Consider the following 19,672-nt stretch of genomic DNA (forward strand, 5'->3'; position numbering starts at 1 on the left):
GTGTCTTTCGGTTGATCTCAGGAAAGTGGGCGCCGGGTGGCGCTGATAAAGCCCATAAGCATGTCGACGGTCGCCATGGCGGCGGCGCGGGCGCCGGCCTGGTCGGCGACCGGCGCGCGGTCCTGCAAGACCAGCGAGGCCGCGCCATGGACCGCCGACCAGAGTGTGAAGGCCGTCTGCGCATCGTCTTCGGCGGGCAGATAGCCCTCGGCCTGACAGCCGCGTACGGCGGCGCGCAGGGCGGCGAGGCACGCGGCGCCGGCATCGGTGGCGAATGGGCTTTCGTCTGTGACGACAAGAGGCGGAGGGGAGAACATCAGCCGGTAGAGACCGGACCGTTCGAAGGCAAAGCGCAGATAGGCATGGCCGCCCTCGCGCAGCCGGGCAAAGGCATCGCCGTCATGATGCGCGGCGAGGGCGAGCTTTTCCTCGAGCATCATGCGGAATCCGGCGTCGTGGACGGCGCGCAGCAGTGCGTCCTTGTTGGCGAAATGGGTGTAGAGCGCGGGCGCCCGGCATCCGACCGCCGTCGCCACCTCGGAAAGCGTGATCGCCGTTGCCGCCTTTTCGTCGAGCAGACGGATGGTTTCCGCGATGGCGCGGGTGCGAATGTCTATCTGCTGGGTCTTGCGGGGACGGGCCATGGGGATACTCTGAATTAATTTAATGACATTAAATTAATAAAATTAAATTAAATAGTCAAGCGCTGTTCTTGTGCCGCCGTGACGCTTTCCGGTCCGGACGGCGGTGCGCTCTCGGCGTGGAGGCGTATCCGTAATGACTTGATGTGAATGGTATTCTTCCGAAGATGCGCCCGGGCAGGCCATTCGGACGGAGCGCAAAACCCATGGTCGGGGTCGGCACGACCGCGTTGCATTGCCCGCCTGATCCCTGTTTTTCCACACATGATTCTCGCTATCAGCGCTGTTTCGGGACGCCGATTGCGGGGCTGTTTTCTGATCGGAGCAGCGACCCGGTCCAACGCGATCCGACAGCCCGAAGGGCCGCTCTCGGAGCTTCACCGGCGTTTCACATGGGCTTGATCCTTTGCAACCTTTTCTTTGGTGGCGCCCGGCGCGTCCTATGTTAGCCTTATTACAGAGGAGGCTGAGGAAGCTGCACGCGCCCTCACGCGCGGCCCTCCGCCGCAAAGAAGGAGACCCAGGTGAAACCCCAAGCACTTGCTGTGACACGCGACAACGCCACGCCGCTCCGGTTGTTCTGGCTTGCGACGCTGTCGATGTTCCTGATCGTATCCCAGGCGCTGATGGCGCAGGCCCGCGGCGTGCCCGAGAGCTTTGCCGATCTGGCCGAGCGCATCAGCCCCTCGGTGGTGAACATCACCACCTCGACCATGGTGGCCGGGCGCACCGGACCGCAGGGCATCGTGCCCGAAGGCTCGCCCTTCGAGGATTTCTTCCGCGAATTCCAGGATCGCAACGGCCCGCAGGGCGACCGTCCTCGCCGCTCCTCGGCGCTGGGCTCGGGCTTCGTGATTTCCGAAGACGGCTATATCGTCACCAACAACCACGTCATCGACGGCGCCGACGAGATCGAGATCGAGTTCTTCGAGGGCTTCACCCTGCCCGCGACACTGGTCGGCACCGACCGCAACACCGATATCGCCCTGCTCAAGGTCGAAGCGGAAGAGCCGCTGAAATTCGTCAATTTCGGCAATAGCGACGAGGCCCGCGTCGGCGACTGGGTGATGGCGATGGGCAACCCGCTGGGCCAGGGCTTTTCGGTCTCGGCCGGCATCGTTTCCGCCCGCAACCGGGCGCTCTCGGGCACCTATGACGATTACATCCAGACCGATGCCGCCATCAACCGTGGCAACTCGGGCGGGCCGCTCTTCAACATGAACGGCGATGTGATCGGCGTGAACACCGCGATCCTGTCGCCCAATGGCGGTTCCATCGGCATCGGCTTCTCCATGGCCTCCAACGTGGTGACCAAGGTGGTCGACCAGCTCAAGCAATATGGCGAGACCCGCCGCGGCTGGCTGGGCGTGCGCATTCAGGACGTGACCGACGATGTCGCCGAAGCGCTGGGCCTCGCCTCGGCTAAGGGCGCGCTGGTCTCCGACGTGCCCGAGGGCCCGGCGATGGAAGCCGGCATGGAAGCGGGCGACGTGATCGTGAGCTTCGACGGGCGCGAGATCGAGGACACCCGCCAGCTCGTCCGCATCGTCGGCAACACCGAAGTTGGCAAGGCCGTCCGCGTTGTGGTGAACCGCAACGGCAAGACCGAGACGCTGCTGGTGACGCTGGGCCGCCGCGAAGAGGCGGAGCGCACCTATCCCGCTTCGCAGGAGGTGACCCCGGAAGAGCCCTCGCAAATGGAGCTGCTCGGCCTCACGCTGAGCCCGCTGACGCAGGAGCTGCGCGACGAGATGGACCTGCCGGTGAGCGCCAAGGGCCTTGCCGTGACGGCGGTGGACGAGACCTCGGAGGCCTTCGAGAAGGGGCTGCGTGCCGGTGACGTGATCACCGAGGCGGGCCAGGTCCAGGTTCTGACGGTCGCGGATCTGGAAGGCCAGATCGAAGAGGCCGAGGCCGCCGGGCGCAAGTCGCTGCTCTTGCTGGTGCGCCGGGGCGGCGATCCGCGCTTCGTGGCGCTGTCGCTGGAGCCGTAAGCGGCCCGACACACCGGATGAAAAGGGGGCGGGCCTGCGGGGCCGCCCTTTTTCTTTGCGCTTGGGGGCAGGCCATGGACCTCCGGTCTGTCTGTGCGCCTGGCAACAGCCGATTTGCGCAAATCGGCATATCGCGGTGTCTGGCAATCCGGGAATCCGGAGTTAGGTTCATCGGGCGAACAGAAATAGGGAAACGCAGCCATGAGCGAAGATTACACCCCGCCCCGGGTCTGGACCTGGGAGCAGGAGAGCGGCGGCCAGTTCGCCTCGATCAACCGGCCCATCGCGGGGCCCACCCATGACAAGGAGCTGCCGGTCGGCAAGCATCCGTTCCAGCTCTACAGCCTCGCCACGCCCAACGGGCAGAAGGTGACCATCCTCTTCGAAGAGCTGCTGGCGGCGGGCTATACCGGGGCGGAATACGACGCCTGGCTGATCCGTATCGGCGATGGCGATCAGTTCGGTTCGGGCTTTGTCGGGATCAACCCGAACTCCAAGATCCCGGCGCTGCTGGACCGCTCGGGCACGGCGCCGGTGCGGGTGTTCGAATCCGGCGCCATCCTGCTGCATCTGGCGGAGAAGTTCGGCGCCTTCCTCGGCAAACCCGAAGACCGGCCGGAGATGCTCTCCTGGCTGTTCTGGCAGATGGGCAGCGCGCCCTATGTCGGTGGCGGCTTCGGGCATTTCTACGCCTATGCGCCCTACAAGATGCAATATCCCATCGACCGCTTCACGATGGAGACCAAGCGCCAGCTCGACGTGCTCGACCGCAATCTGGCCGAGCGCCGCTATATGACCGGCGACGATTACACCATCGCCGATATCGCCATCTGGTGCTGGTACGGCAATATGGCGCTGGGCCGTTCCTACGAGGCGGGCGAGTTCCTCGATGTGGAAAGCTACAAGAACCTCCAGCGCTGGGCGAAAGAGATCGACGCGCGCCCCGCGGTGGCCCGGGGCCGCATGGTGAACCGGGTGGTCGGAGAGCCTTCCGAGCAACTGCACGAGCGTCACGACGCCTCGGATTTCGACACCAACACCCAGGACAAGCTGGCAGGCTGAGCGCCGCCTGCCCTGGCCGCCCCTGCCGATGGACAAGGGGCGGCCAGCCGCTATAGTGCGTGTTTCGTGACAAGCGGGGGCATGCGATGGCGGAAGAGACGGTCAAGGTCGGCATCATCATGGGCAGCCAGTCGGACTGGCCCACCATGGAAGAAGCGGCGAACATTCTGGACGAGCTGGGCGTGGCCTATGAGGTCAGGATCGTCTCGGCGCACCGCACGCCCGACCGGCTCTGGAGCTATGGCAAGGAGGCTGCCGGGCGCGGTCTTCAGGTGATCATCGCCGGCGCCGGCGGGGCCGCGCATCTGCCGGGCATGATGGCTTCGAAAACCCGCGTGCCGGTGATCGGCGTGCCGGTGCAGACCCGGGCGCTTTCCGGCGTCGACAGCCTCTATTCCATCGTGCAGATGCCGCGCGGCTTTCCCGTCGGCACCATGGCCATAGGCGGGGCCGGGGCGGCCAATGCCGGGCTGATGGCGGCGGGCATCCTCGCGCTTCAGGATTCCGCGCTCGCCGACCGGCTCGATGCCTGGCGCGCGGCGCTCTCCGACTCCATCCCCGACGAGCCGCAGCGCGACTGAGCGCTTGCGGCGGGCGCCGTTTCGCGACAGAACCGCCGCAGATACGTGACCGGAGGCAGATCATGACCGACCAACTCCCTCAGGGCGCCACCATCGGCATTCTCGGCGGTGGCCAGCTCGGCCGCATGCTGTCGGTCGCGGCCAGCCGTCTGGGCCTGCGCTGCCATGTCTACGAGCCGGGCATGGCGCCGCCCGCCGGTCATGTGGCGGATCGGGTCACCACCGCCTCCTATGACGACAAGGCCGCGCTCGAGGCCTTTGCCGCCTCGGTCGATGTGATCACCTACGAGTTCGAGAACATCCCCACGGACGCGCTCGACACGCTTCAGGCGCTCTGCCCGATCCGCCCGGGGCGCGAGGCGCTGCGGGTCAGCCAGGACCGGCTGACGGAAAAGACCTTTCTCACCGATCTCGGCCTCACCACCGCGCCTTTCGCCGATATCACCGACGCGAAAAGCCTGACCCAGGCGCTGGAGATCATCGGCACCCCGGCGATCCTCAAGACCCGCCGTTTCGGCTATGACGGCAAGGGGCAGGTGCGCATCCAGAGCTCCGACGAGGCGGCTGCCGCGCTGGCGGAGATGCGCGGTGCGCCGGCGATCCTCGAAGGCTTTGTGACCTTCACGCACGAGGTCTCGGTCATCGCCGCGCGTAGCGCCGACGGCGCCGTCGCCTGCTACGATCCCGGCGAGAATATCCACCGCGAGGGCATCCTGCGCACCACCACCGTGCCCGCGCGGCTCAGCACGGCGCAGCGCACCGATGCGGTGCTGCTGGCGGCCAAGATCCTGAATGCGCTGAACTATGTGGGCGTCATGGGGGTGGAGCTCTTCGTGACGCCGCAGGGCCTGCTGGTGAACGAGATCGCGCCGCGTGTGCACAATTCCGGCCACTGGACGCAGAACGGCTGCACCATCGACCAGTTCGAGCAGCATATCCGCGCCGTCGCCAACTGGCCGCTGGGCGATGGCAGCCGCTATGCCGATGTGCAGATGGAGAACCTGATCGGCGACGATCTCGACAAGCTGCCCGAGCTTGCGGGCGAGGCGGATACGGCAATCCATCTCTACGGCAAGGAGGCGGTGAAGCCGGGCCGCAAGATGGGCCATGTGAACCGGATCGTGCGCGGCTGAGGCGTCGCGCGCTCTAGATCAGCCGTTCGGCGATCCCGCCCGACAGCCAGGCCATCTCTCCGCCCGCCATGGTCATCACGATCCGCCGGGTCTCGCGCTCCATCACCACCAGATCGGCGCGCAGCCCGGGCTCCAGCCGCCCCCGGTCCTCCAGCCCCAGCAGCCGCGCCGGCCCCTCCGACACCAGCCGCCAGGCCGCGACCTCGTCGAGCAGGCCCAGCTCGACGCAGCGCCAGGCGGCGCGGGCCGGGGCAGGGTAGTGGTAATCCGAGGCCAGCGCGTCGCAGAGCCCCGCCGCGATCAGCTCGGACGCGGCGATATTGCCGGCATGGCTCGCCCCCCGCACCACGTTGGGCGCGCCCAGCACCACCGAATCGCCGCCCTCTCTCGCTGCCCGTGCCGCCTCCAGCGTCTCCGGAAACTCCGACACATGGGCGCCCCGCCCGCGCCAGAGCGCGCGGGTGTCCGCATTGCGGTCGTCATGGCTGCCCATGCGCACGCCCCGCGCCGCCAGCCGTGCGCAGAGCGCATCCAGCGCTTCGGGCACCTCGTCGCTGCGCGCATGCAGCGCCTGCATCAGCGCCAGATGCGCCTCGGGCGAGCGCCCGGATTTCAGCGCCTGCCCGGTCAGGCGCGGCGGCTTGCGCCCCTCGGCGAGCCGGACATGCGGCAGGTGGTCGTTGAACACCACATAGCCGATCCCCCAGCGCGCCATCGCCGCCTCCGCCGCGTCGAAACTGTCGAGGAAATGCGTCTCCAGCCGCAATTGCAGCCGCAGGTCGATCGGTACCGTGGGCGCCACCTCGGCGACCGAGGCAAAGACCTCCTCGGCAAATTCCGGCCCGCGCATGCCGCCTTCCCAGGACCAGAACTGCGCCAGCATCGCCGTGGTGATGCCATTGGCCGCAAGCTCCGCCGCGCAGGCCGCCACCCCGGACGCCCTCTCCCGCAGCGCCCCGCGGCGCGGTGCCATGTGCCGCTCGAACCCGTCGCCATGGGCGTCGACGATGCCGGGCAGAATGTCATAGCCCGTCAGATCCACCCGCCGCACGCCCAACTCATCGACAATCTTGCCGCCCGCGATGGCGAGCGGCGCCGCGTCCCAGCCACCGGGCCGCAGCACGCGGGCGTTTTCGAAACACAAAGCGATCATGTGGGGGCTCTTGCAGACAGGGAGGGGGCGGCGATCGGGTGCATGGAGAGCGGGATACGGGCTTCGGCGATCCGGCGAAAGCCGCAAAACGCCGTCCCACCGCCGTGGTGCCTGCGCCGGCGATCCCGCTGGACCCGCGCCGCGCTGCCGCATAGGCTCGCCCCATGCTCTCTTATGCGCTGAAACGACTGGCCATTCTCGCTGTCAGCCTCGCGGTTGCCTCGCTGGTCATCTTTCTGGTGGTCGAGGTCGCGCCGGGCGATCCGGCGAGCTATATGCTAGGCATCAATGCGCGCCCCGATACGGTGGCGGCGCTGCGCACGGAGCTCGGGCTCGACCTGCCGAAATGGGAGCGTTACCTGGCGTGGATCGGCGGCATGCTCCAGGGCGATTTCGGCACCTCCTATACCTATCGCGCGCCGGTGGCGCAGATGGTGACGGAACGGCTCTGGGTGTCGCTGCCGCTGGCGCTCTACGCGCTGACGCTCGCGACGCTGATCGCCTTCCCGGCGGGGATCTATGCCGCCGCACGGCGCGGGCGGGCGGGCGATATCGGCGTGATGGGGGCGACGCAGCTCGGCATCGCGGTGCCGAATTTCTGGTTCGCCATGCTGCTGGTGCTGCTCTTTGCGCTGAAACTGCGCTGGTTCAGCGCCGGCGGCTTTCCCGGCTGGGAGGCGCCGCTGGCCGCGCTCAAGGCGCTGACCCTGCCGGCGGTGGCACTGGCGCTGCCGCAGGCGGCGATCCTGGCGCGGGTCATGCGCTCCTCGCTGATCGATATCCTGCACGAGGATTTCATCCGCACCGCGCGGGCCAAGGGGCTGTCGCGCCGCCAGGCGCTCTGGCGCCACGGGGTGCGCAACGCGCTGATCCCGGTGCTGACGATCCTCGGTCTGCAATTCTCCTTCCTGCTCGCCGGCGCGATCATCATCGAACAGGTGTTCTTTCTGCCGGGGCTCGGGCGGCTGATCTTTCAGGCCATCACCCAGCGCGACCTGATCGTGGTGGAATCGGTGGTGATGCTGCTGGTCTTTGCGGTGATCTCGGTGAATTTCCTCACAGATCTCGCCTATGCCGCCGCCGACCCCCGGCTGAGGGCGGCGCGATGAGCCGCAACCTGATCCTCGGCACGCTGCTCACCGCGCTCTTCGCGGGCGCGGCGCTGCTCTCCTTCCTCTGGACCCCTTACGACACCGGCGCGCTGGTGATCGCCGAGCGGCTGCAACCGCCCTCGGCGGCGCATTGGCTGGGCACCGATCATTTCGGTCGCGATATCCTGTCGATGATCATGGTCGGCGCGCGCACCTCCATCGCCGTGGCGCTGGTGGCGGTGGGCATCGGCATGGGGGCAGGGGTGCCGCTGGGCCTGGCGGCGGCGGCGCGCAGGGGCGGCTGGCTCGACGAGGTCATCATGCGCGGCAACGACCTGATCTTCGCTTTCCCGAGCCTTGTCATCGCGATCCTGATCACCGCGATCTTCGGCCCCGGCGCCACCAACGCGATCATCGCCATCGGCATTTTCAACATCCCCGTCTTCGCCCGTCTGGCGCGCGGTGCGGCGCTGCCGCTCTGGAAGCGCGAATTCGTCATGGCGGCGCGGGTGGCGGGCAAATCCGCGCCGCGCATCAGCGCCGAGCATATCCTGCCGAATATCGCCAACCTGCTGATCGTGCAGGGCACCATCCAGTTCTCGCTGGGCATCCTCGCCGAGGCGGGGCTCTCCTATGTGGGTCTCGGCGCGCAGCCGCCGCTGCCCTCCTGGGGGCGGATGCTGGCCGATGCGCAGACCATGGTGGCGCTGGCGCCGCATGTGGCGATCCTGCCGGGGCTCGCCATCGTGCTCATGGTGCTGGGGCTGAACCTTCTGGGCGACGGGCTGCGCGACCGGCTTGATCCCCGCCTGCGGGTGGTGCGCGCATGAGTGTTTCCATTGGCTCCAAATATCCCGGGGAGTCGCGGCAGGGCCGCGACGGGGCAGCGCCCCACCTGCTCGAAATCGACCGCCTGTCGCTGCATATCCATGGCAGGCAGATCCTCAACGATATCTCGCTGGAGATCGCGCCGGGCGAGATCGTCGCGCTGACCGGCGAGAGCGGCTCGGGCAAGTCGATGACCGCGCTCGCCACCATCGGGCTCCTGCCGCCTGCCGCCGAGACCCGGGGCGCGCTGCGGCTGGCCGGGGCCGATCTGCTGGGCCTATCCGAAGCGCGGCTTTGCGCGCTGCGCGGGCGCGAGATCGGCATGATCTTTCAGGAGCCGATGACCGCGCTCAACCCGGTGATGCGGATCGGCGATCAGGTGGCCGAGACCATCCTTGTGCACAAGGCAATGCCACGCGCCGCCGCCCGTGCCCGCGCGGCGGAGGTGCTGGCGCGGGTCGGGTTGCTGGCAGAGCGGGTGCCGCCCTCGCGCTTTCCGCATGAGCTCTCGGGCGGGCAGCGTCAGCGGGTGGTGATCGCCATGGCCATCGCCTTGCGCCCGCGCCTGCTGATCGCCGACGAGCCGACCACGGCGCTCGATGTGACGACGCAGGCGCAGATTCTCGATCTGCTGCGCGATCTGGTGCGCGAGGAGGGCATGGGGCTGATGATGATCACCCATGATCTCGCGGTGGTCTCGGAAATGGCCGACCGGATCGCGGTGATGAAAGCGGGACGGATTGTGGAACAGGGAGAGACGCGGGCGCTGTTCCGGGAGATGCGTCACCCCTATACCCGCCAGCTTTTTGAGGCCTCGCGGCACCGGGCCGATCTGCCCGGAGCGCGGGCGGAGGCGCCGCTGTTGCGCGTGGATGAGGTCACGCGCCGCTATCCCGGGCGGCGGGCGCTCTTCGCCCCGGCACCGGGGCTCATCGCGGTGAACGGCGTCAGTTTCGAGATCCGGCGCGGCGAGCGCGTCGGGCTTGTGGGCGAGTCGGGCTGCGGGAAATCCACGCTGGCCCGCGCGATCCTCGGGCTGGAACCGGTGCAGGCGGGGGAGATCACGCTCGACGGCATGCCGGTCTATTCGCGGGGTCGCCCGGACCCGGCGGTGCGCCGCCGCGTGCAGGTGGTGTTTCAGGATCCCTATGGCTCCTTCAATCCGCGCCACAAGGTGGGCCGGCTGATCGCCGAGCCGTTTCACCTGCTGCCCGATCCGCCAAAGGGCGCCGCCCGCGAACACGCCATCGCCGAGGCGCTCACCGCCGTCGGGCTGCAACCCGAGCACGCGGAGAGCTATATCCACGCCTTTTCCGGCGGCCAGCGCCAGCGCATCGCCATCGCGCGGGCGCTGATCATCCGGCCCGAGCTGGTGATCTTCGACGAGGCGGTCTCGGCGCTGGATGTGCGGGTGCGGGCGCAGATCCTCGATCTGATCGCCGGCCTCTCGCGGCAATACGGGCTGACCTATCTCTTCATCTCGCACGATCTGAGCGTGGTGCGCGGCATCACCGACCGGGTGCTTGTCATGCGCGCGGGCGAGATTGTCGAGCAGGGGCCGACCGAGGCGGTGTTTGACAGACCCGGGCATTTCTATACCAAATCCCTATTGGCCGCGGCGCCGAGCCTGCCGCAGCCACCGGGAGGAGGAGAGAGCGATGCTGGACAGCCTGAGGCGCGATAGCGCCCGGATGCTGATCGGCGGGGTATGGCGCGACAGCGCCGAGACGCTGCCGCTGAGCGACCCGTCGACGGGAGAGGAGATCGGACGCATCGCGCGCGCCACGGCGGCGGATGTCGATGACGCTGTGGCCGCGGCGCGGGCGGCGCTGGAGGGCGATTGGGGACGGATGAGCGCGCTGGAGCGCGGGCGCCTCCTGACGCGGCTTTCCGGTCTGGTGCTGGAGCATGCCGAGGCGCTGGCGGAACTCGAAGCGATGGATGTGGGCAAGCCGCTGAGCCAGGCCCGCGCCGATGCGCTGGCGCTGGCGCGCTATTGCGAGTTCTATGGCGGGGCGGCGGACAAGGTGCATGGCACGACGATCCCCTATCTCGACGGCTACACCGTTTACACGCTGCGCGAGCCGCATGGGGTGACCGGCCATATCGTGCCCTGGAACTATCCGATGCAGATCATCGGGCGCTCGGTCGGCGCGGCGCTGACCATGGGCAATGCCTGCGTGCTGAAACCCGCCGAAGACGCCTGCCTCACGGCGCTGGCCTTTGCCGAGCTGGCGCAGGAGGCGGGCCTGCCCGCCGGTGCGCTGAACGTGGTGCCGGGGCTCGGTGCCGAGGCCGGCGCGGCGCTGGCGGGGCACAGGGGCATCGACCATGTGAGCTTTACCGGCTCGGTCGGCACCGGCGCGGCGGTGCAGCAGGCGGCGGGCGCCAATGTGGTGCCGGTAACGCTGGAGCTGGGGGGCAAGTCGCCGCAACTGGTGTTCGCCGATGCCGATCTCGACGAGGCGCTGCCGTTTCTGGTCAATGCCGGCTTGCAGAATGCCGGGCAGACCTGCTCTGCCTCCTCGCGCATTCTGGTTCAGCGCGCGTTGCTGGACGAGGTCTGCGCGCGCATGGCCGAGGCCTATGCGGCCAAGCGGGTCGGCCCGGCGATGGCGGATCCCGATGTCGGCCCGCTGATCAGCGCGGCGCAGAAGGCGCGGGTCGAGGAGTTTCTGGCGACCGGCGCCGACCTGCCGCTGCTGGCGCGGGCAGCGCTGGCGGAGGATCTGCCGGAGGGCGGGCATTACGTGCAGCCCTGCCTCTTCGGTCCGGTGCCGCCGGAGCATGTGCTGGCGCAGGACGAGGTGTTCGGCCCGGTGCAGGTGATCGTGCCCTTCGAGACCGAGGAGGAGGCCCTGCGCATCGCCAACGGCACCGATTACGGGCTGGTGGCCAGCGTCTGGACCCGTGACGGCGCGCGGCAGATGCGGCTGGCGAAGAAACTGCGCGCGGGGCAGGTATTTCTCAACAATTACGGCGCCGGAGGCGGGGTGGAGCTGCCCTTTGGCGGCGTCGGGAAATCCGGCCACGGGCGCGAGAAGGGGTTCGAGGCGCTCTACGGGTTTTCGGTGCTGAAGACGGTGGCGGCGCGGCACGGTTAGGCAGGGATCGAGGGAGGAGAACGACATGAGATTGCAGGGAAAATGCGCCATCGTGACCGGCGGCGGATCGGGTTTCGGCGAGGGCATCGCCATGCGCTTTGCCGCCGAGGGCGCGCGGGTCATGGTGGCCGATATCAATGCAGAAGCCGCCGCGCGCGTGGCGGAGGCTTGCGGCGGCATCGCGCAGCCGGTGGATGTTTCGGACGGCGACAGCGTGACGGCCATGGCCGGCCACGCGCTGGAGGCGCTGGGGCAGGTGGATATTCTGGTCAACAATGCCGGGGTGACGCATCTGCCGGCACCGATGGAGGAGATCGGCGAGGCGGATTTCGACCGGGTCATCGCGGTGAACTGCAAATCGGTCTATCTGACGGCGCGTGCGCTGGTTGGGCACATGAAGGCGCGGGGGCCGGCGCGATCCTCAATGTGGCCTCCACCGCCGGTGTCTCGCCGCGCCCGCGGCTCAGCTGGTACAACGCCTCGAAGGGCTGGATGAACACCGCGACCAGGGCCATGGCGGTGGAGCTGGCGCCTGCCGGCGTGCGGGTGAATGCGATCAACCCGGTGGCGGGTGAGACGCCGCTGCTGGCGAGCTTCTTGGGCGAGGACACGCCGGAGATGCGGGCGAAATTCCTCTCGACCATTCCGCTGGGCCGGTTCTCGACGCCGCAGGACATGGCCAATGCGGCGCTCTATCTCTGTTCCGACGAGGCGTCGATGGTGACGGGCGTCTGCATGGAGGTGGATGGCGGGCGCTGTATCTGAAGGCACCGCCTGTGGCACGGTCGCAAAGGGGCGTATTTGCAAAGAGAAGACGCGCAGAGGCTTGCGCGGGGGCGGCGCGCGTCGGACAAAAGGGGGAGAGCCGACAGGAGGAATGTCATGCGCCCCGGACCCCGCAACCTGATCACCGATGTGCCCGGCCTGAAGGTCGGCAATGCCGAGGATGTGGCGCTGAAATCCGGGGTGAGCGTGGTGACGGCGGAGGCGCCGTTCACGGCGTCTGTGGCGGTGATGGGCGGTGCGCCCGGCACACGCGAGACCGACCTTCTGGCGCCGGACAAGACCGCGCCGGGGGTGGATGCGCTGGTGCTCTCGGGCGGAAGCGCCTTTGGCCTCGCCGCGGCGCAGGGCGTGATGGATGCGCTGCACGAGGCCGGGCGCGGGTTCGAGGTGCTCTCGGCACGGGTGCCGATCGTGCCTGCGGCGATCATCTTCGACCTGCTCAACGGCGGTGAAAAGGACTGGGGGGTGAACCCCTATCCGGCGCTGGGCCGCACGGCGCTGGCGGCTGCGGGCGGGGCTTTGCGCTGGGCGCGTCGGGGGCGGGCTGCGGCGCGCAGACGGCGATGCACAAGGGCGGGCTCGGCTCGGCTAGCCTGATGCTGGAGGATGGCATCACCGTGGGCGCACTGGTGGCGGTGAACCCGATGGGGAGTGTCACCACGCCCTCGGGGCGGCATTTCTGGGCGGCGCCCTTCGAGATCGGCGATGAGTTCGGCGGGATGGGGGCGGATCCGGCGGGGTTTGCCGCGCTGCCGGAGAGCCGCAAGCTTTCGGCCATGGCAGGGATCGGCAACACCACGATTGCGGTGGTGGCGACCGACGCGGCGCTGGACAAAGCGCAATGCCACCGCATGGCGGTGGCGGCGCATGACGGCATCGGGCGGGCCATCGTGCCGGCGCATTCGCCGATGGACGGCGATCTGGTCTTTGCCGCCGCGACGGGGACGCAGGATCTGGTGGCGCCGTCGGTACAGCTCTCGGCCATCGGCCATGCGGCGAGCGTCTGCCTGGCGCGGGCGATCGCGCGGGCGGTGTGGGAGGCGAGGCCCGCGCCGGGCGATACGCTGCCGACGCTGCGCGAGGAGCTGGGGCGTCTGTGATGTCTTGTGGTTTGGAAACCCAGCTTCCTAAGAGGGCGTTGCGTCCTAGCGCAGGATCGGCGGGCTGTCCGGGTCGGAGCCGGGGGCGATGCGTTCCACCCGCTCGGGTTCGGCGATCTCGGGCAGATCGAAGCGCAGCCCGACCCGGGTGAGCGAGGCGGCCAGCGGATCGCTGTCGCGGATGAAGAGCACGTCGAGCGCACCGGCCTCGATGCCGGAAAAGACCAGCGCCTCGTTCACCGCGCGAGCCAGCGCGCCCTCGGCGCCGGGCACGGTGCCGGCAAAGGCCAGCAGGTGGCTGCGCACCCCGTCGGAATAGGCGACGCCGGCCAGCCAGGCGCAGCGGGCAAAGCCGGCGGCGGTGGCAAGCTTGGTGTCGAGCGCGGTGACCAGAACCTCCGGCAGGCCGGCGGGCGGCAGGACCTCTTCGATCTGCGCCTCGGCCTCCTGCGGGCCATGACCCAGCGTCTCGGCCAGCCAGTCCACCGCCTGCTCGGGGAGCAGGATCGCCGAGGGCGCGACCTCGAGATTGACCGCCAGACCGATGCCCTGACCGGCCAGCATGTTGACCGCCGCACGACCGGACAGCGCCGCATAGGGCGCGGGCCCGCCGACGAATTGCGACAGCCGGTCCTCGCGGTCGAAGACCAGCACGAAGCTGGCATCGGCCAGCTCGAAGATCTCGGGCTCCACCTGATCGCCCTCGGCCTCCTTGGTCAGCAGCACAAAGAGCTCGGAATCGGCGAGCCTCTCGTAAAAGCGCAGCCGGGCGGCATCGTCCTCGGGGGCGGCCTCCATGGCGGCATGGGCGATATCGAATGGGGTGTTTTCGGTCATTCCAGGGCCTCGCGGACGCGGGTGCGCAGGACGGGCAGCAGCTCGTCCCCGAACCACGGGTTGCGTTTCAGCCATGCCGTATTGCGCCAGGACGGATGGGGCAAGGGAATTGCACCCGGAAGGCTGTCGCGCCAGTTCCGCACCGTCTCGGTGACACCGGTCCTGACGCCCATGTGATAGCGCTGCGCATAGCCGCCGACATAGATCCGCAGCCGCACCTCGCCAAGCGCCGCAAAGAGCGCATCGTGCCAGGTGTCGCGGCAGATCGGCGGCGGCGGCAGGTCGGCGCCCTTGGCATCGTAGCCGGGAAAGCAGAAGGCCATGGGCACGATGGCAACGCGGCTCTTGTCCCAGAACGTGGCCTCGTCGATCCCCAGCCATTCGCGCAGGCGCTTGCCCGACGGGTCGTCGAAAGGCCGGCCGCTCTCATGCACGCGCAGCCCGGGCGCCTGCCCGGCGATCAGCAGCCGCGCGCCGGGAGCGAACCAGACCACCGGGCGCGGCGCGTGGCGGGTTTTGGTCGCGGCGAAGCGGTCGGCGCAGAGCGTGCAGGCGGCGAGCTTTTGCGAGAGATCGGCAATCGGGGCGGTCATAGCCAAGAGCTAAGCGTGACGGAGGCGGGATGCCAGAGGCGGGATCATTTCGAAAATCATCGAAATAAAACTTGCCAGAGGCATTCATTTCGATAATGCTAGAAATATGAAACATGAGTCTCCCCCTGCCCCGCTCCCCGACATGGCGCTTGAACTCGCCGCGTCGAAATTCGCCGCCCTCGGTTCCGAGCAGCGGCTCAGCGTGCTCAAGGCGCTGGTGCGCTCCGGCCCCGAGGGGCTGAGCATCGGCGCGCTTGGCACGCGCACCGGCGTCACCGGCTCCACGCTCACCCACCATCTGCGCATTCTCACCCAGGCCGGTCTGGTGCAGCAGAGCCGGCAGGGCCGCAGCACCATCTGCGCTGCCGCGGCCTATGACGAGGTGCGGGCGCTGTCGGAATTCCTTCTCACCCAATGCTGCGCCGATTGCGCCGCGCCGGAGCACGATCATGGCTGACACCACAACCCTCACCCGGCGCCTGCCGAAGATCGACAAGGCCTGGGCGGCGAGCGCCCTCATCCTGCTGGCGGTCGCACTGGCCGAGCGCGCACAGTTCTGGCCAACGGTGGCTTTCACGGCAGAGGCGCTCTGGGGCACGGCGCCCTTCATCCTCTTCGCGGTGCTGGCGGTAGCCTATGTCAAGGCGGCGGGGGCCGAAACGCTGCTGTCGCGCGCCTTCGAGGGGCGCGAGACGCGGATGATCGTCTTTGCCGCGCTCCTGGGCGGGCTCTCGCCCTTCTGTTCCTGTCAGGTGATCCCGTTCATCGCCGCGCTACTCGCGGTGGGGGCGCCGCTGAGCGCGGTCATGGCCTTCTGGCTCGCCTCGCCGCTGATGGATCCGGCGATGTTCCTGATCACCTCGGGCACGCTGGGCTGGGATTTTGCTGTGGGCAAGACCGTGGCGGCCGTGGGAATCGGTCTGCTCGGCGGCGTCGGCACCATGGCGCTCAAGAACAGCCCGGTCTTTGCCGATCCGCTGCGCGAGAAACCCCAGATCGGCGGTTGCTGCGGCGTGAAGAAACCCTTTCAGGGCAAGCCGGTCTGGCGCTTCTGGCAGGAGCGCGCGCGGCGCGAGACCTTCCGCGACGAGGCGCTCACCAATCTGGTCTTTTTGCTGAAATGGCTGCTGCTGGCCTATCTGCTCGAAGCGGTGATGCTGCGCCATCTGCCCGCCGACGCGATTGCCGGTCTGCTGGGTGGCGAAGGGCTTTGGCCGATCCTGCTGGGGGCTTTCGTTGGCGCGCCGGCCTATCTCAACGGCTATGCGGCAGTGCCGCTGGTGGACGCGCTGCTGCAACAGGGCATGGCACCGGGCGCCGCGATGAGCTTTGTCGTCGCCGGCGGGGTGAGCTGCATTCCCGCCGCCGTCGCGGTCTGGGCGCTGGTCAGGCCCCGGGTCTTTGCCGCCTATATCGGCTATGCGGTCACTGGCGCGGTGATCGCCGGGCTCGCCTGGGGCGCGCTGGCCTGATCCCGTCGCGCCCCGCATAGCTGCCTGGCACAGAGCAATCGTCCGCCCGATGTGACGGACGATTGTTCTTTGTTTCCAATTTGGGCCATAATGTCACCAAATTCCTCACCTAAGACATGTTTAAGGCGCTTCTGCTATGAGCGGAGCGAACCAGAGCCGGGGCAGGGTGATGTTAGAGTTCGACATGGTCAGCAAGTCCTTCTGGACGGGCACACAGCGCAAGGTGATCCTTGACCGTGTCTCGTTTCAGGTGGAGCTTGGTCAGTCGCTGGGCATTCTCGCGCCGAACGGCACCGGCAAGACGACGCTGATCCGCATGATGGCCGGGCTGGAAAAGCCCGACGAGGGCGAGATCCGGCGCGGCTGCCGGGTGTCCTTTCCGCTGGGCTTCATGGGCGGCGTCGTGTCGAAGATCTCGGCGCGCGAAAACGCCCGCTTCATCGCCCGCATGTACGGCATCGACCCGGACTATGTGGAAAGCTTCTGCCGCTGGCTCTGCGGGCTTGGCGAATATTTCGACCAGCCCATCGGCACCTATTCCAGCGGCATGCGGTCGCGGTTCACCTTTTCCCTGATGCTGGCACTGGATTTCGACATCTATCTGATCGACGAGGGGATGCCGAATTCTACCGATGCCGAATTCAACAAGAAGGCCGGTGATATTCTCGCCGAACGGCTGCGCACCACGACGATCATTATCGTCTCGCACCAGCCGCCGATCCTCGAGAAATTCGCGCGCAAGGCGGCTGTCCTGATGGATGGCAAGTTGCATATGTTCGAAACCTTGGAAGAAGCGAAACAGCTCTATGACTACGAAACCCAAGGCTAAAAAGTTCCGAGTCCGCCGCAGCGCCGCGATGGAGGCCCCCTCTGCCGAGGAGACCGCGTCGCAACCCGCCGCCGAGGCACCTTCGGGGCCGAAGCCCGAGGCGGCACCGCGCGCCGGCGAGGTGAGCTCTGCCGCGCAGGTTTCCGGCGAAACCGATATGGATGCGATCCGGCGCGAGGGGCTGACCGGGCGCCAGCTGCGCATGGCGCGGCGGGTGGCGCAAAAGCACGGGCTTGCACCGACCTCCGATTTCGACGCGGTGCGCCTGCTGCGCGCCCGCGGTATCGACCCGTTCCAGCGCACCAATATGCTCGAACTCGTGGTGCCCGATTCCGGCGGCGCCGGCGGCGGTGCGAAACCGCCCGCGAACGGCCCGGCGGCACAACCGCCCGCGCCGCGCCCCGATCCCAAGGTTCAGCTGCCGCAGACTGTGCCCGCCGGCGGCAAGCCGCAGCTGCCCTCGACGCAGATGGCCAACCCGGCAGAGCGCCGCGCCGCCGAGATCATGAAGATCCAGAGGGAGCTGGCCTCGCGGCGCCGCAAGAAGCTGATGCTGCTGCTGACGCGGCTGGCCTTCTTCGTCTTCCTGCCGACGATCATCGCGGGCTATTACTTCTATGTCGTCGCGACGCCGATGTATTCCACCAAGTCGGAATTCCTGATTCTCAAGGCCGAGAGCACCGCCGGCGGCATGGGCAGCCTGTTCTCCGGCACGCAATTCGCCACGAACCAGGACGCCATCGCGGTGCAGAGCTATCTCCTGTCCAAGGACGCGATGCTGCGGCTCGACGAGGACGAGGGCTTCAAGGCGCATTACGAGCAGGCATGGATCGACCCGATCCAGCGGCTCGACGACGGCGCCTCCAACGAAGAGGCCTACAAACTCTACAAGCGCAATATCGAGATCGGCTACGACCCGACCGAGGGCGTCGTGAAGATGGAGATCATGGCCGCCGATCCGGAGACCGCCGCGCGCTTCAGTAAGGCGCTGATCGGCTATGCCGAGGACCGCGTCGACAACCTGTCGCTGCGCAAGCGCTCGAACGCGGTGACCGATGCCGAGGACGGGCTGGAAGAGGCCGAACAGGCCCGCTACGACGCGCAGGAACGGCTTGTCCGGCTGCAACAGGAAGGCGCGGTGATCGACCCCGAAGGCCGGATCGCGGCGCTGCGCGGGCAGATCAACAATGTCGAGATCCAGCTTCAGGAAAAGCGGCTCGGGCTTCAGGCGCTGCTCGACAATGCCCGGCCCAACCAGGCCAAGGTCGATGGCGCCCAAGGCGATGTGCGGCGGCTGGAAAACCTTCTGACAGAGCTGAATTCCGAGATGACCACCGCCACCACGGGAGAGAATTCGCTGGCCGAGATCGCGGTGCAGATCAAGCTGGCCGAGGCCGATCTCGCCACCCGCGACCTGATGCTGCAAACCGCGCTGGAGCGGCTCGAACAGGCGCGGCGCGATGCCGACAGCCAGGCCCGCTACCTGACCACCTCGGTGGTGCCGGTCGCGTCCGAGGATCCGAGCTATCCGCGCAAGTTCGAGAACACGATCCTGTCCTTCCTGATCTTCTCGGGGATCTACCTGATGGTCTCGCTCACCGCCTCGATCCTGCGCGAACAGGTCTCGAGCTGAGCCCAGTACGGCGCGCATGAAAAAACGCCCGGCCAGAGCGGCCGGGCGTTTCGCGTTTCGGATAGCGCTCGGCTCAGCCGCGCGCGGGTTGCAGCGCCTCGGCCCAGTCGGTCAGCTCGGCCAGCATGCCTTTCATGCCGTCGATCACCGGCTGTTCCGGGCGCAGCACGCCGTCTTCGCCGATGAAGTTGAAGACGAAGGGCAGCGGCACCGATTGCGGCAGCGGCATCATGTTGAGGTTGGAAATCAGCATGCGGATTTCCTGCATGGCGCGCATCCCGCCCGAGACACCGCCCCAGCTGACTACGGCGGCCGGCTTGCGGTTCCATTCCAGCGACAGGCATTGCAGTGCGTTGACCAGCGCGGCGGAGGGGAAATAATCGTATTCCGGCGTCAGGAAGATGAAGGCATCCGCATCCGCGGCGACGGCGGCCCAGCGTTTGGTGTGATCGTGCTCATAGGCCTGCGCGCGCGGGTGGTTCGGCTCGTCGAGCAGCGGCAGGTCGATTTCCTTGAGATCGACCAGCTCGACCTCGAAATCGCTGTATTCCTTTGCCACGTCCTCGGCCCATTTGCCGACGATGGGGCCGATGCGGCCCGGACGGGTGCTGCCGATGATGATTTTCAGTTTCAGTGCCATGGGGCGTGTCCTTCGAATGGGAATGAATATGCTGGTCGCATAGCTATGCAAATGCTGCGCCGCGGCAACAGCCGCGTTCGCACAGACGTCGTGCAGCGTTGCACGTCCGTCCGGCAAAATGCACAAGGCCCGCCGTCTGGCGGGCCTTGTCTGTGAGGTCTCCCTCCGCTGCCGCGACTCTGGGCGCCGGCGCGG

At 67.7% G+C, this 19,672-nt stretch carries 17 protein-coding genes and 2 pseudogenes; 14 read left to right on the forward strand and 5 right to left on the reverse strand.

Annotation, left to right across the window (positions count from 1 at the left end):
- Positions 1–17: 17 nt before the first annotated feature.
- The gene (locus Ga0080574_RS14825) at positions 18–644 is read right to left on the reverse strand and encodes a TetR/AcrR family transcriptional regulator (RefSeq protein WP_076700948.1); all 627 of its coding nucleotides are present in this window, start codon (positions 642–644) and stop codon (positions 18–20) included.
- Positions 645–1,165: 521 nt separating this feature from the next.
- On the opposite strand from Ga0080574_RS14825, the gene Ga0080574_RS14830 reads away from it, so the two are divergent.
- The 4 genes from Ga0080574_RS14830 (at position 1,166) to Ga0080574_RS14845 (ending at position 5,411) form a co-directional block, all read left to right on the forward strand.
- Positions 1,166–2,635: a DegQ family serine endoprotease gene (locus Ga0080574_RS14830; RefSeq protein ID WP_076700953.1), complete on the forward strand. Its 1,470-nt coding sequence runs from the start codon at positions 1,166–1,168 to the stop codon at positions 2,633–2,635.
- A 201-nt stretch (positions 2,636–2,836) separates the two neighbouring features.
- Positions 2,837–3,697, forward strand: a complete 861-nt coding sequence (yghU, locus tag Ga0080574_RS14835; RefSeq protein ID WP_076700958.1) for a glutathione-dependent disulfide-bond oxidoreductase — start codon at positions 2,837–2,839, stop codon at positions 3,695–3,697.
- Positions 3,698–3,783: 86 nt separating this feature from the next.
- The gene (gene purE / locus Ga0080574_RS14840; protein ID WP_076700963.1) at positions 3,784–4,278 is read left to right on the forward strand and encodes a 5-(carboxyamino)imidazole ribonucleotide mutase; all 495 of its coding nucleotides are present in this window, start codon (positions 3,784–3,786) and stop codon (positions 4,276–4,278) included.
- A gap of 62 nt (positions 4,279–4,340) precedes the next feature.
- Positions 4,341–5,411 (forward strand): 5-(carboxyamino)imidazole ribonucleotide synthase, encoded by a 1,071-nt coding sequence (locus tag Ga0080574_RS14845; protein WP_076700968.1) that lies wholly within the window; start codon positions 4,341–4,343, stop codon positions 5,409–5,411.
- Positions 5,412–5,424: 13 nt separating this feature from the next.
- Here the strand turns inward: Ga0080574_RS14845 and Ga0080574_RS14850 are convergent, their stop codons facing one another.
- Positions 5,425–6,564, reverse strand: coding sequence for an alpha-D-ribose 1-methylphosphonate 5-triphosphate diphosphatase (locus Ga0080574_RS14850; protein WP_076700972.1), 1,140 nt, complete (start codon positions 6,562–6,564; stop codon positions 5,425–5,427).
- A 164-nt stretch (positions 6,565–6,728) separates the two neighbouring features.
- On the opposite strand from Ga0080574_RS14850, the gene Ga0080574_RS14855 reads away from it, so the two are divergent.
- The 6 genes and pseudogenes from Ga0080574_RS14855 to Ga0080574_RS14880 all read left to right on the forward strand — a co-directional run bounded on the left by Ga0080574_RS14855 (position 6,729) and on the right by Ga0080574_RS14880 (position 13,473).
- Entirely contained in the window at positions 6,729–7,673 is a 945-nt protein-coding gene (locus Ga0080574_RS14855; protein ID WP_076700977.1) for an ABC transporter permease, read from the forward strand.
- Positions 7,670–8,485 carry an ABC transporter permease gene (locus tag Ga0080574_RS14860; RefSeq protein WP_076700981.1) on the forward strand — a complete coding sequence of 272 codons (816 nt, stop codon included), beginning with the start codon at positions 7,670–7,672 and terminating at the stop codon, positions 8,483–8,485. The genes Ga0080574_RS14855 and Ga0080574_RS14860 overlap by 4 nt, the downstream gene beginning before the upstream one ends.
- Positions 8,482–10,167, forward strand: coding sequence for an ABC transporter ATP-binding protein (locus tag Ga0080574_RS14865; RefSeq protein WP_083716863.1), 1,686 nt, complete (start codon positions 8,482–8,484; stop codon positions 10,165–10,167). The genes Ga0080574_RS14860 and Ga0080574_RS14865 overlap by 4 nt, the downstream gene beginning before the upstream one ends.
- Positions 10,142–11,587, forward strand: a complete 1,446-nt coding sequence (locus Ga0080574_RS14870; RefSeq protein ID WP_076700985.1) for an aldehyde dehydrogenase family protein — start codon at positions 10,142–10,144, stop codon at positions 11,585–11,587. Before Ga0080574_RS14865 ends, Ga0080574_RS14870 begins: the two co-directional genes overlap by 26 nt.
- Positions 11,588–11,612: 25 nt before the next feature.
- Positions 11,613–12,352: pseudogene (locus Ga0080574_RS14875) on the forward strand (glucose 1-dehydrogenase).
- A gap of 117 nt (positions 12,353–12,469) precedes the next feature.
- Positions 12,470–13,473: pseudogene (locus tag Ga0080574_RS14880) on the forward strand (P1 family peptidase).
- Between the two features lie 45 nt (positions 13,474–13,518).
- On the opposite strand, the gene Ga0080574_RS14885 reads toward Ga0080574_RS14880, so the two are convergent.
- Complete coding sequence (locus Ga0080574_RS14885; RefSeq protein WP_076700989.1) at positions 13,519–14,310, reverse strand: SseB family protein; 792 nt, start codon at positions 14,308–14,310, stop codon at positions 13,519–13,521.
- Entirely contained in the window at positions 14,307–14,903 is a 597-nt protein-coding gene (locus Ga0080574_RS14890) for a uracil-DNA glycosylase family protein (RefSeq protein WP_076700993.1), read from the reverse strand. The genes Ga0080574_RS14885 and Ga0080574_RS14890 overlap by 4 nt, the downstream gene beginning before the upstream one ends.
- 106 nt (positions 14,904–15,009) lie before the next feature.
- Here Ga0080574_RS14890 and Ga0080574_RS14895 point away from each other — a divergent pair, with 106 nt between their 5' ends.
- From Ga0080574_RS14895 to Ga0080574_RS14910, 4 genes are all read left to right on the forward strand, one after another.
- Positions 15,010–15,360, forward strand: coding sequence for an ArsR/SmtB family transcription factor (locus Ga0080574_RS14895; RefSeq protein ID WP_076700997.1), 351 nt, complete (start codon positions 15,010–15,012; stop codon positions 15,358–15,360).
- Positions 15,353–16,375, forward strand: a complete 1,023-nt coding sequence (locus Ga0080574_RS14900) for a permease (protein ID WP_076701000.1) — start codon at positions 15,353–15,355, stop codon at positions 16,373–16,375. The genes Ga0080574_RS14895 and Ga0080574_RS14900 overlap by 8 nt, the downstream gene beginning before the upstream one ends.
- Positions 16,376–16,544: 169 nt before the next feature.
- Positions 16,545–17,204, forward strand: a complete 660-nt coding sequence (locus tag Ga0080574_RS14905; RefSeq protein WP_076701005.1) for an ABC transporter ATP-binding protein — start codon at positions 16,545–16,547, stop codon at positions 17,202–17,204.
- Positions 17,182–18,837, forward strand: a complete 1,656-nt coding sequence (locus tag Ga0080574_RS14910; RefSeq protein WP_076701010.1) for a KpsE/RkpR family capsule polysaccharide export protein — start codon at positions 17,182–17,184, stop codon at positions 18,835–18,837. The genes Ga0080574_RS14905 and Ga0080574_RS14910 overlap by 23 nt, the downstream gene beginning before the upstream one ends.
- 73 nt (positions 18,838–18,910) lie before the next feature.
- Here Ga0080574_RS14910 and Ga0080574_RS14915 read toward each other — a convergent pair whose 3' ends face one another.
- A complete protein-coding gene (locus tag Ga0080574_RS14915; RefSeq protein WP_076701014.1) occupies positions 18,911–19,477 on the reverse strand; it encodes an NADPH-dependent FMN reductase in 567 nt (188 codons plus the stop codon).
- Positions 19,478–19,672: the final 195 nt, after the last annotated feature.

This window comes from Salipiger abyssi (genome assembly GCF_001975705.1).
Classification (GTDB): domain Bacteria; phylum Pseudomonadota; class Alphaproteobacteria; order Rhodobacterales; family Rhodobacteraceae; genus Salipiger; species Salipiger abyssi.

Excerpts from the sequence above, each read along its gene's own strand:
- Ga0080574_RS14865 (WP_083716863.1), top strand. The coding sequence starts at position 8,482 with ATGAGTGTTTCCATTGGCTCCAAATATCCCGGGGAGTCGCGGCAGGGC.
- Ga0080574_RS14890 (WP_076700993.1), bottom strand. The coding sequence starts at position 14,903 with ATGACCGCCCCGATTGCCGATCTCTCGCAAAAGCTCGCCGCCTGCACG.
- Ga0080574_RS14825 (WP_076700948.1), bottom strand. The coding sequence starts at position 644 with ATGGCCCGTCCCCGCAAGACCCAGCAGATAGACATTCGCACCCGCGCC.
- Ga0080574_RS14910 (WP_076701010.1), top strand. The coding sequence starts at position 17,182 with ATGACTACGAAACCCAAGGCTAAAAAGTTCCGAGTCCGCCGCAGCGCC.
- Ga0080574_RS14845 (WP_076700968.1), top strand. The coding sequence starts at position 4,341 with ATGACCGACCAACTCCCTCAGGGCGCCACCATCGGCATTCTCGGCGGT.
- Ga0080574_RS14900 (WP_076701000.1), top strand. The coding sequence starts at position 15,353 with ATGGCTGACACCACAACCCTCACCCGGCGCCTGCCGAAGATCGACAAG.
- Ga0080574_RS14915 (WP_076701014.1), bottom strand. The coding sequence starts at position 19,477 with ATGGCACTGAAACTGAAAATCATCATCGGCAGCACCCGTCCGGGCCGC.
- yghU (WP_076700958.1), top strand. The coding sequence starts at position 2,837 with ATGAGCGAAGATTACACCCCGCCCCGGGTCTGGACCTGGGAGCAGGAG.
- Ga0080574_RS14905 (WP_076701005.1), top strand. The coding sequence starts at position 16,545 with ATGTTAGAGTTCGACATGGTCAGCAAGTCCTTCTGGACGGGCACACAG.
- Ga0080574_RS14885 (WP_076700989.1), bottom strand. The coding sequence starts at position 14,310 with ATGACCGAAAACACCCCATTCGATATCGCCCATGCCGCCATGGAGGCC.
- Ga0080574_RS14855 (WP_076700977.1), top strand. The coding sequence starts at position 6,729 with ATGCTCTCTTATGCGCTGAAACGACTGGCCATTCTCGCTGTCAGCCTC.
- Ga0080574_RS14870 (WP_076700985.1), top strand. The coding sequence starts at position 10,142 with ATGCTGGACAGCCTGAGGCGCGATAGCGCCCGGATGCTGATCGGCGGG.
- purE (WP_076700963.1), top strand. The coding sequence starts at position 3,784 with ATGGCGGAAGAGACGGTCAAGGTCGGCATCATCATGGGCAGCCAGTCG.
- Ga0080574_RS14895 (WP_076700997.1), top strand. The coding sequence starts at position 15,010 with ATGAAACATGAGTCTCCCCCTGCCCCGCTCCCCGACATGGCGCTTGAA.
- Ga0080574_RS14860 (WP_076700981.1), top strand. The coding sequence starts at position 7,670 with ATGAGCCGCAACCTGATCCTCGGCACGCTGCTCACCGCGCTCTTCGCG.
- Ga0080574_RS14850 (WP_076700972.1), bottom strand. The coding sequence starts at position 6,564 with ATGATCGCTTTGTGTTTCGAAAACGCCCGCGTGCTGCGGCCCGGTGGC.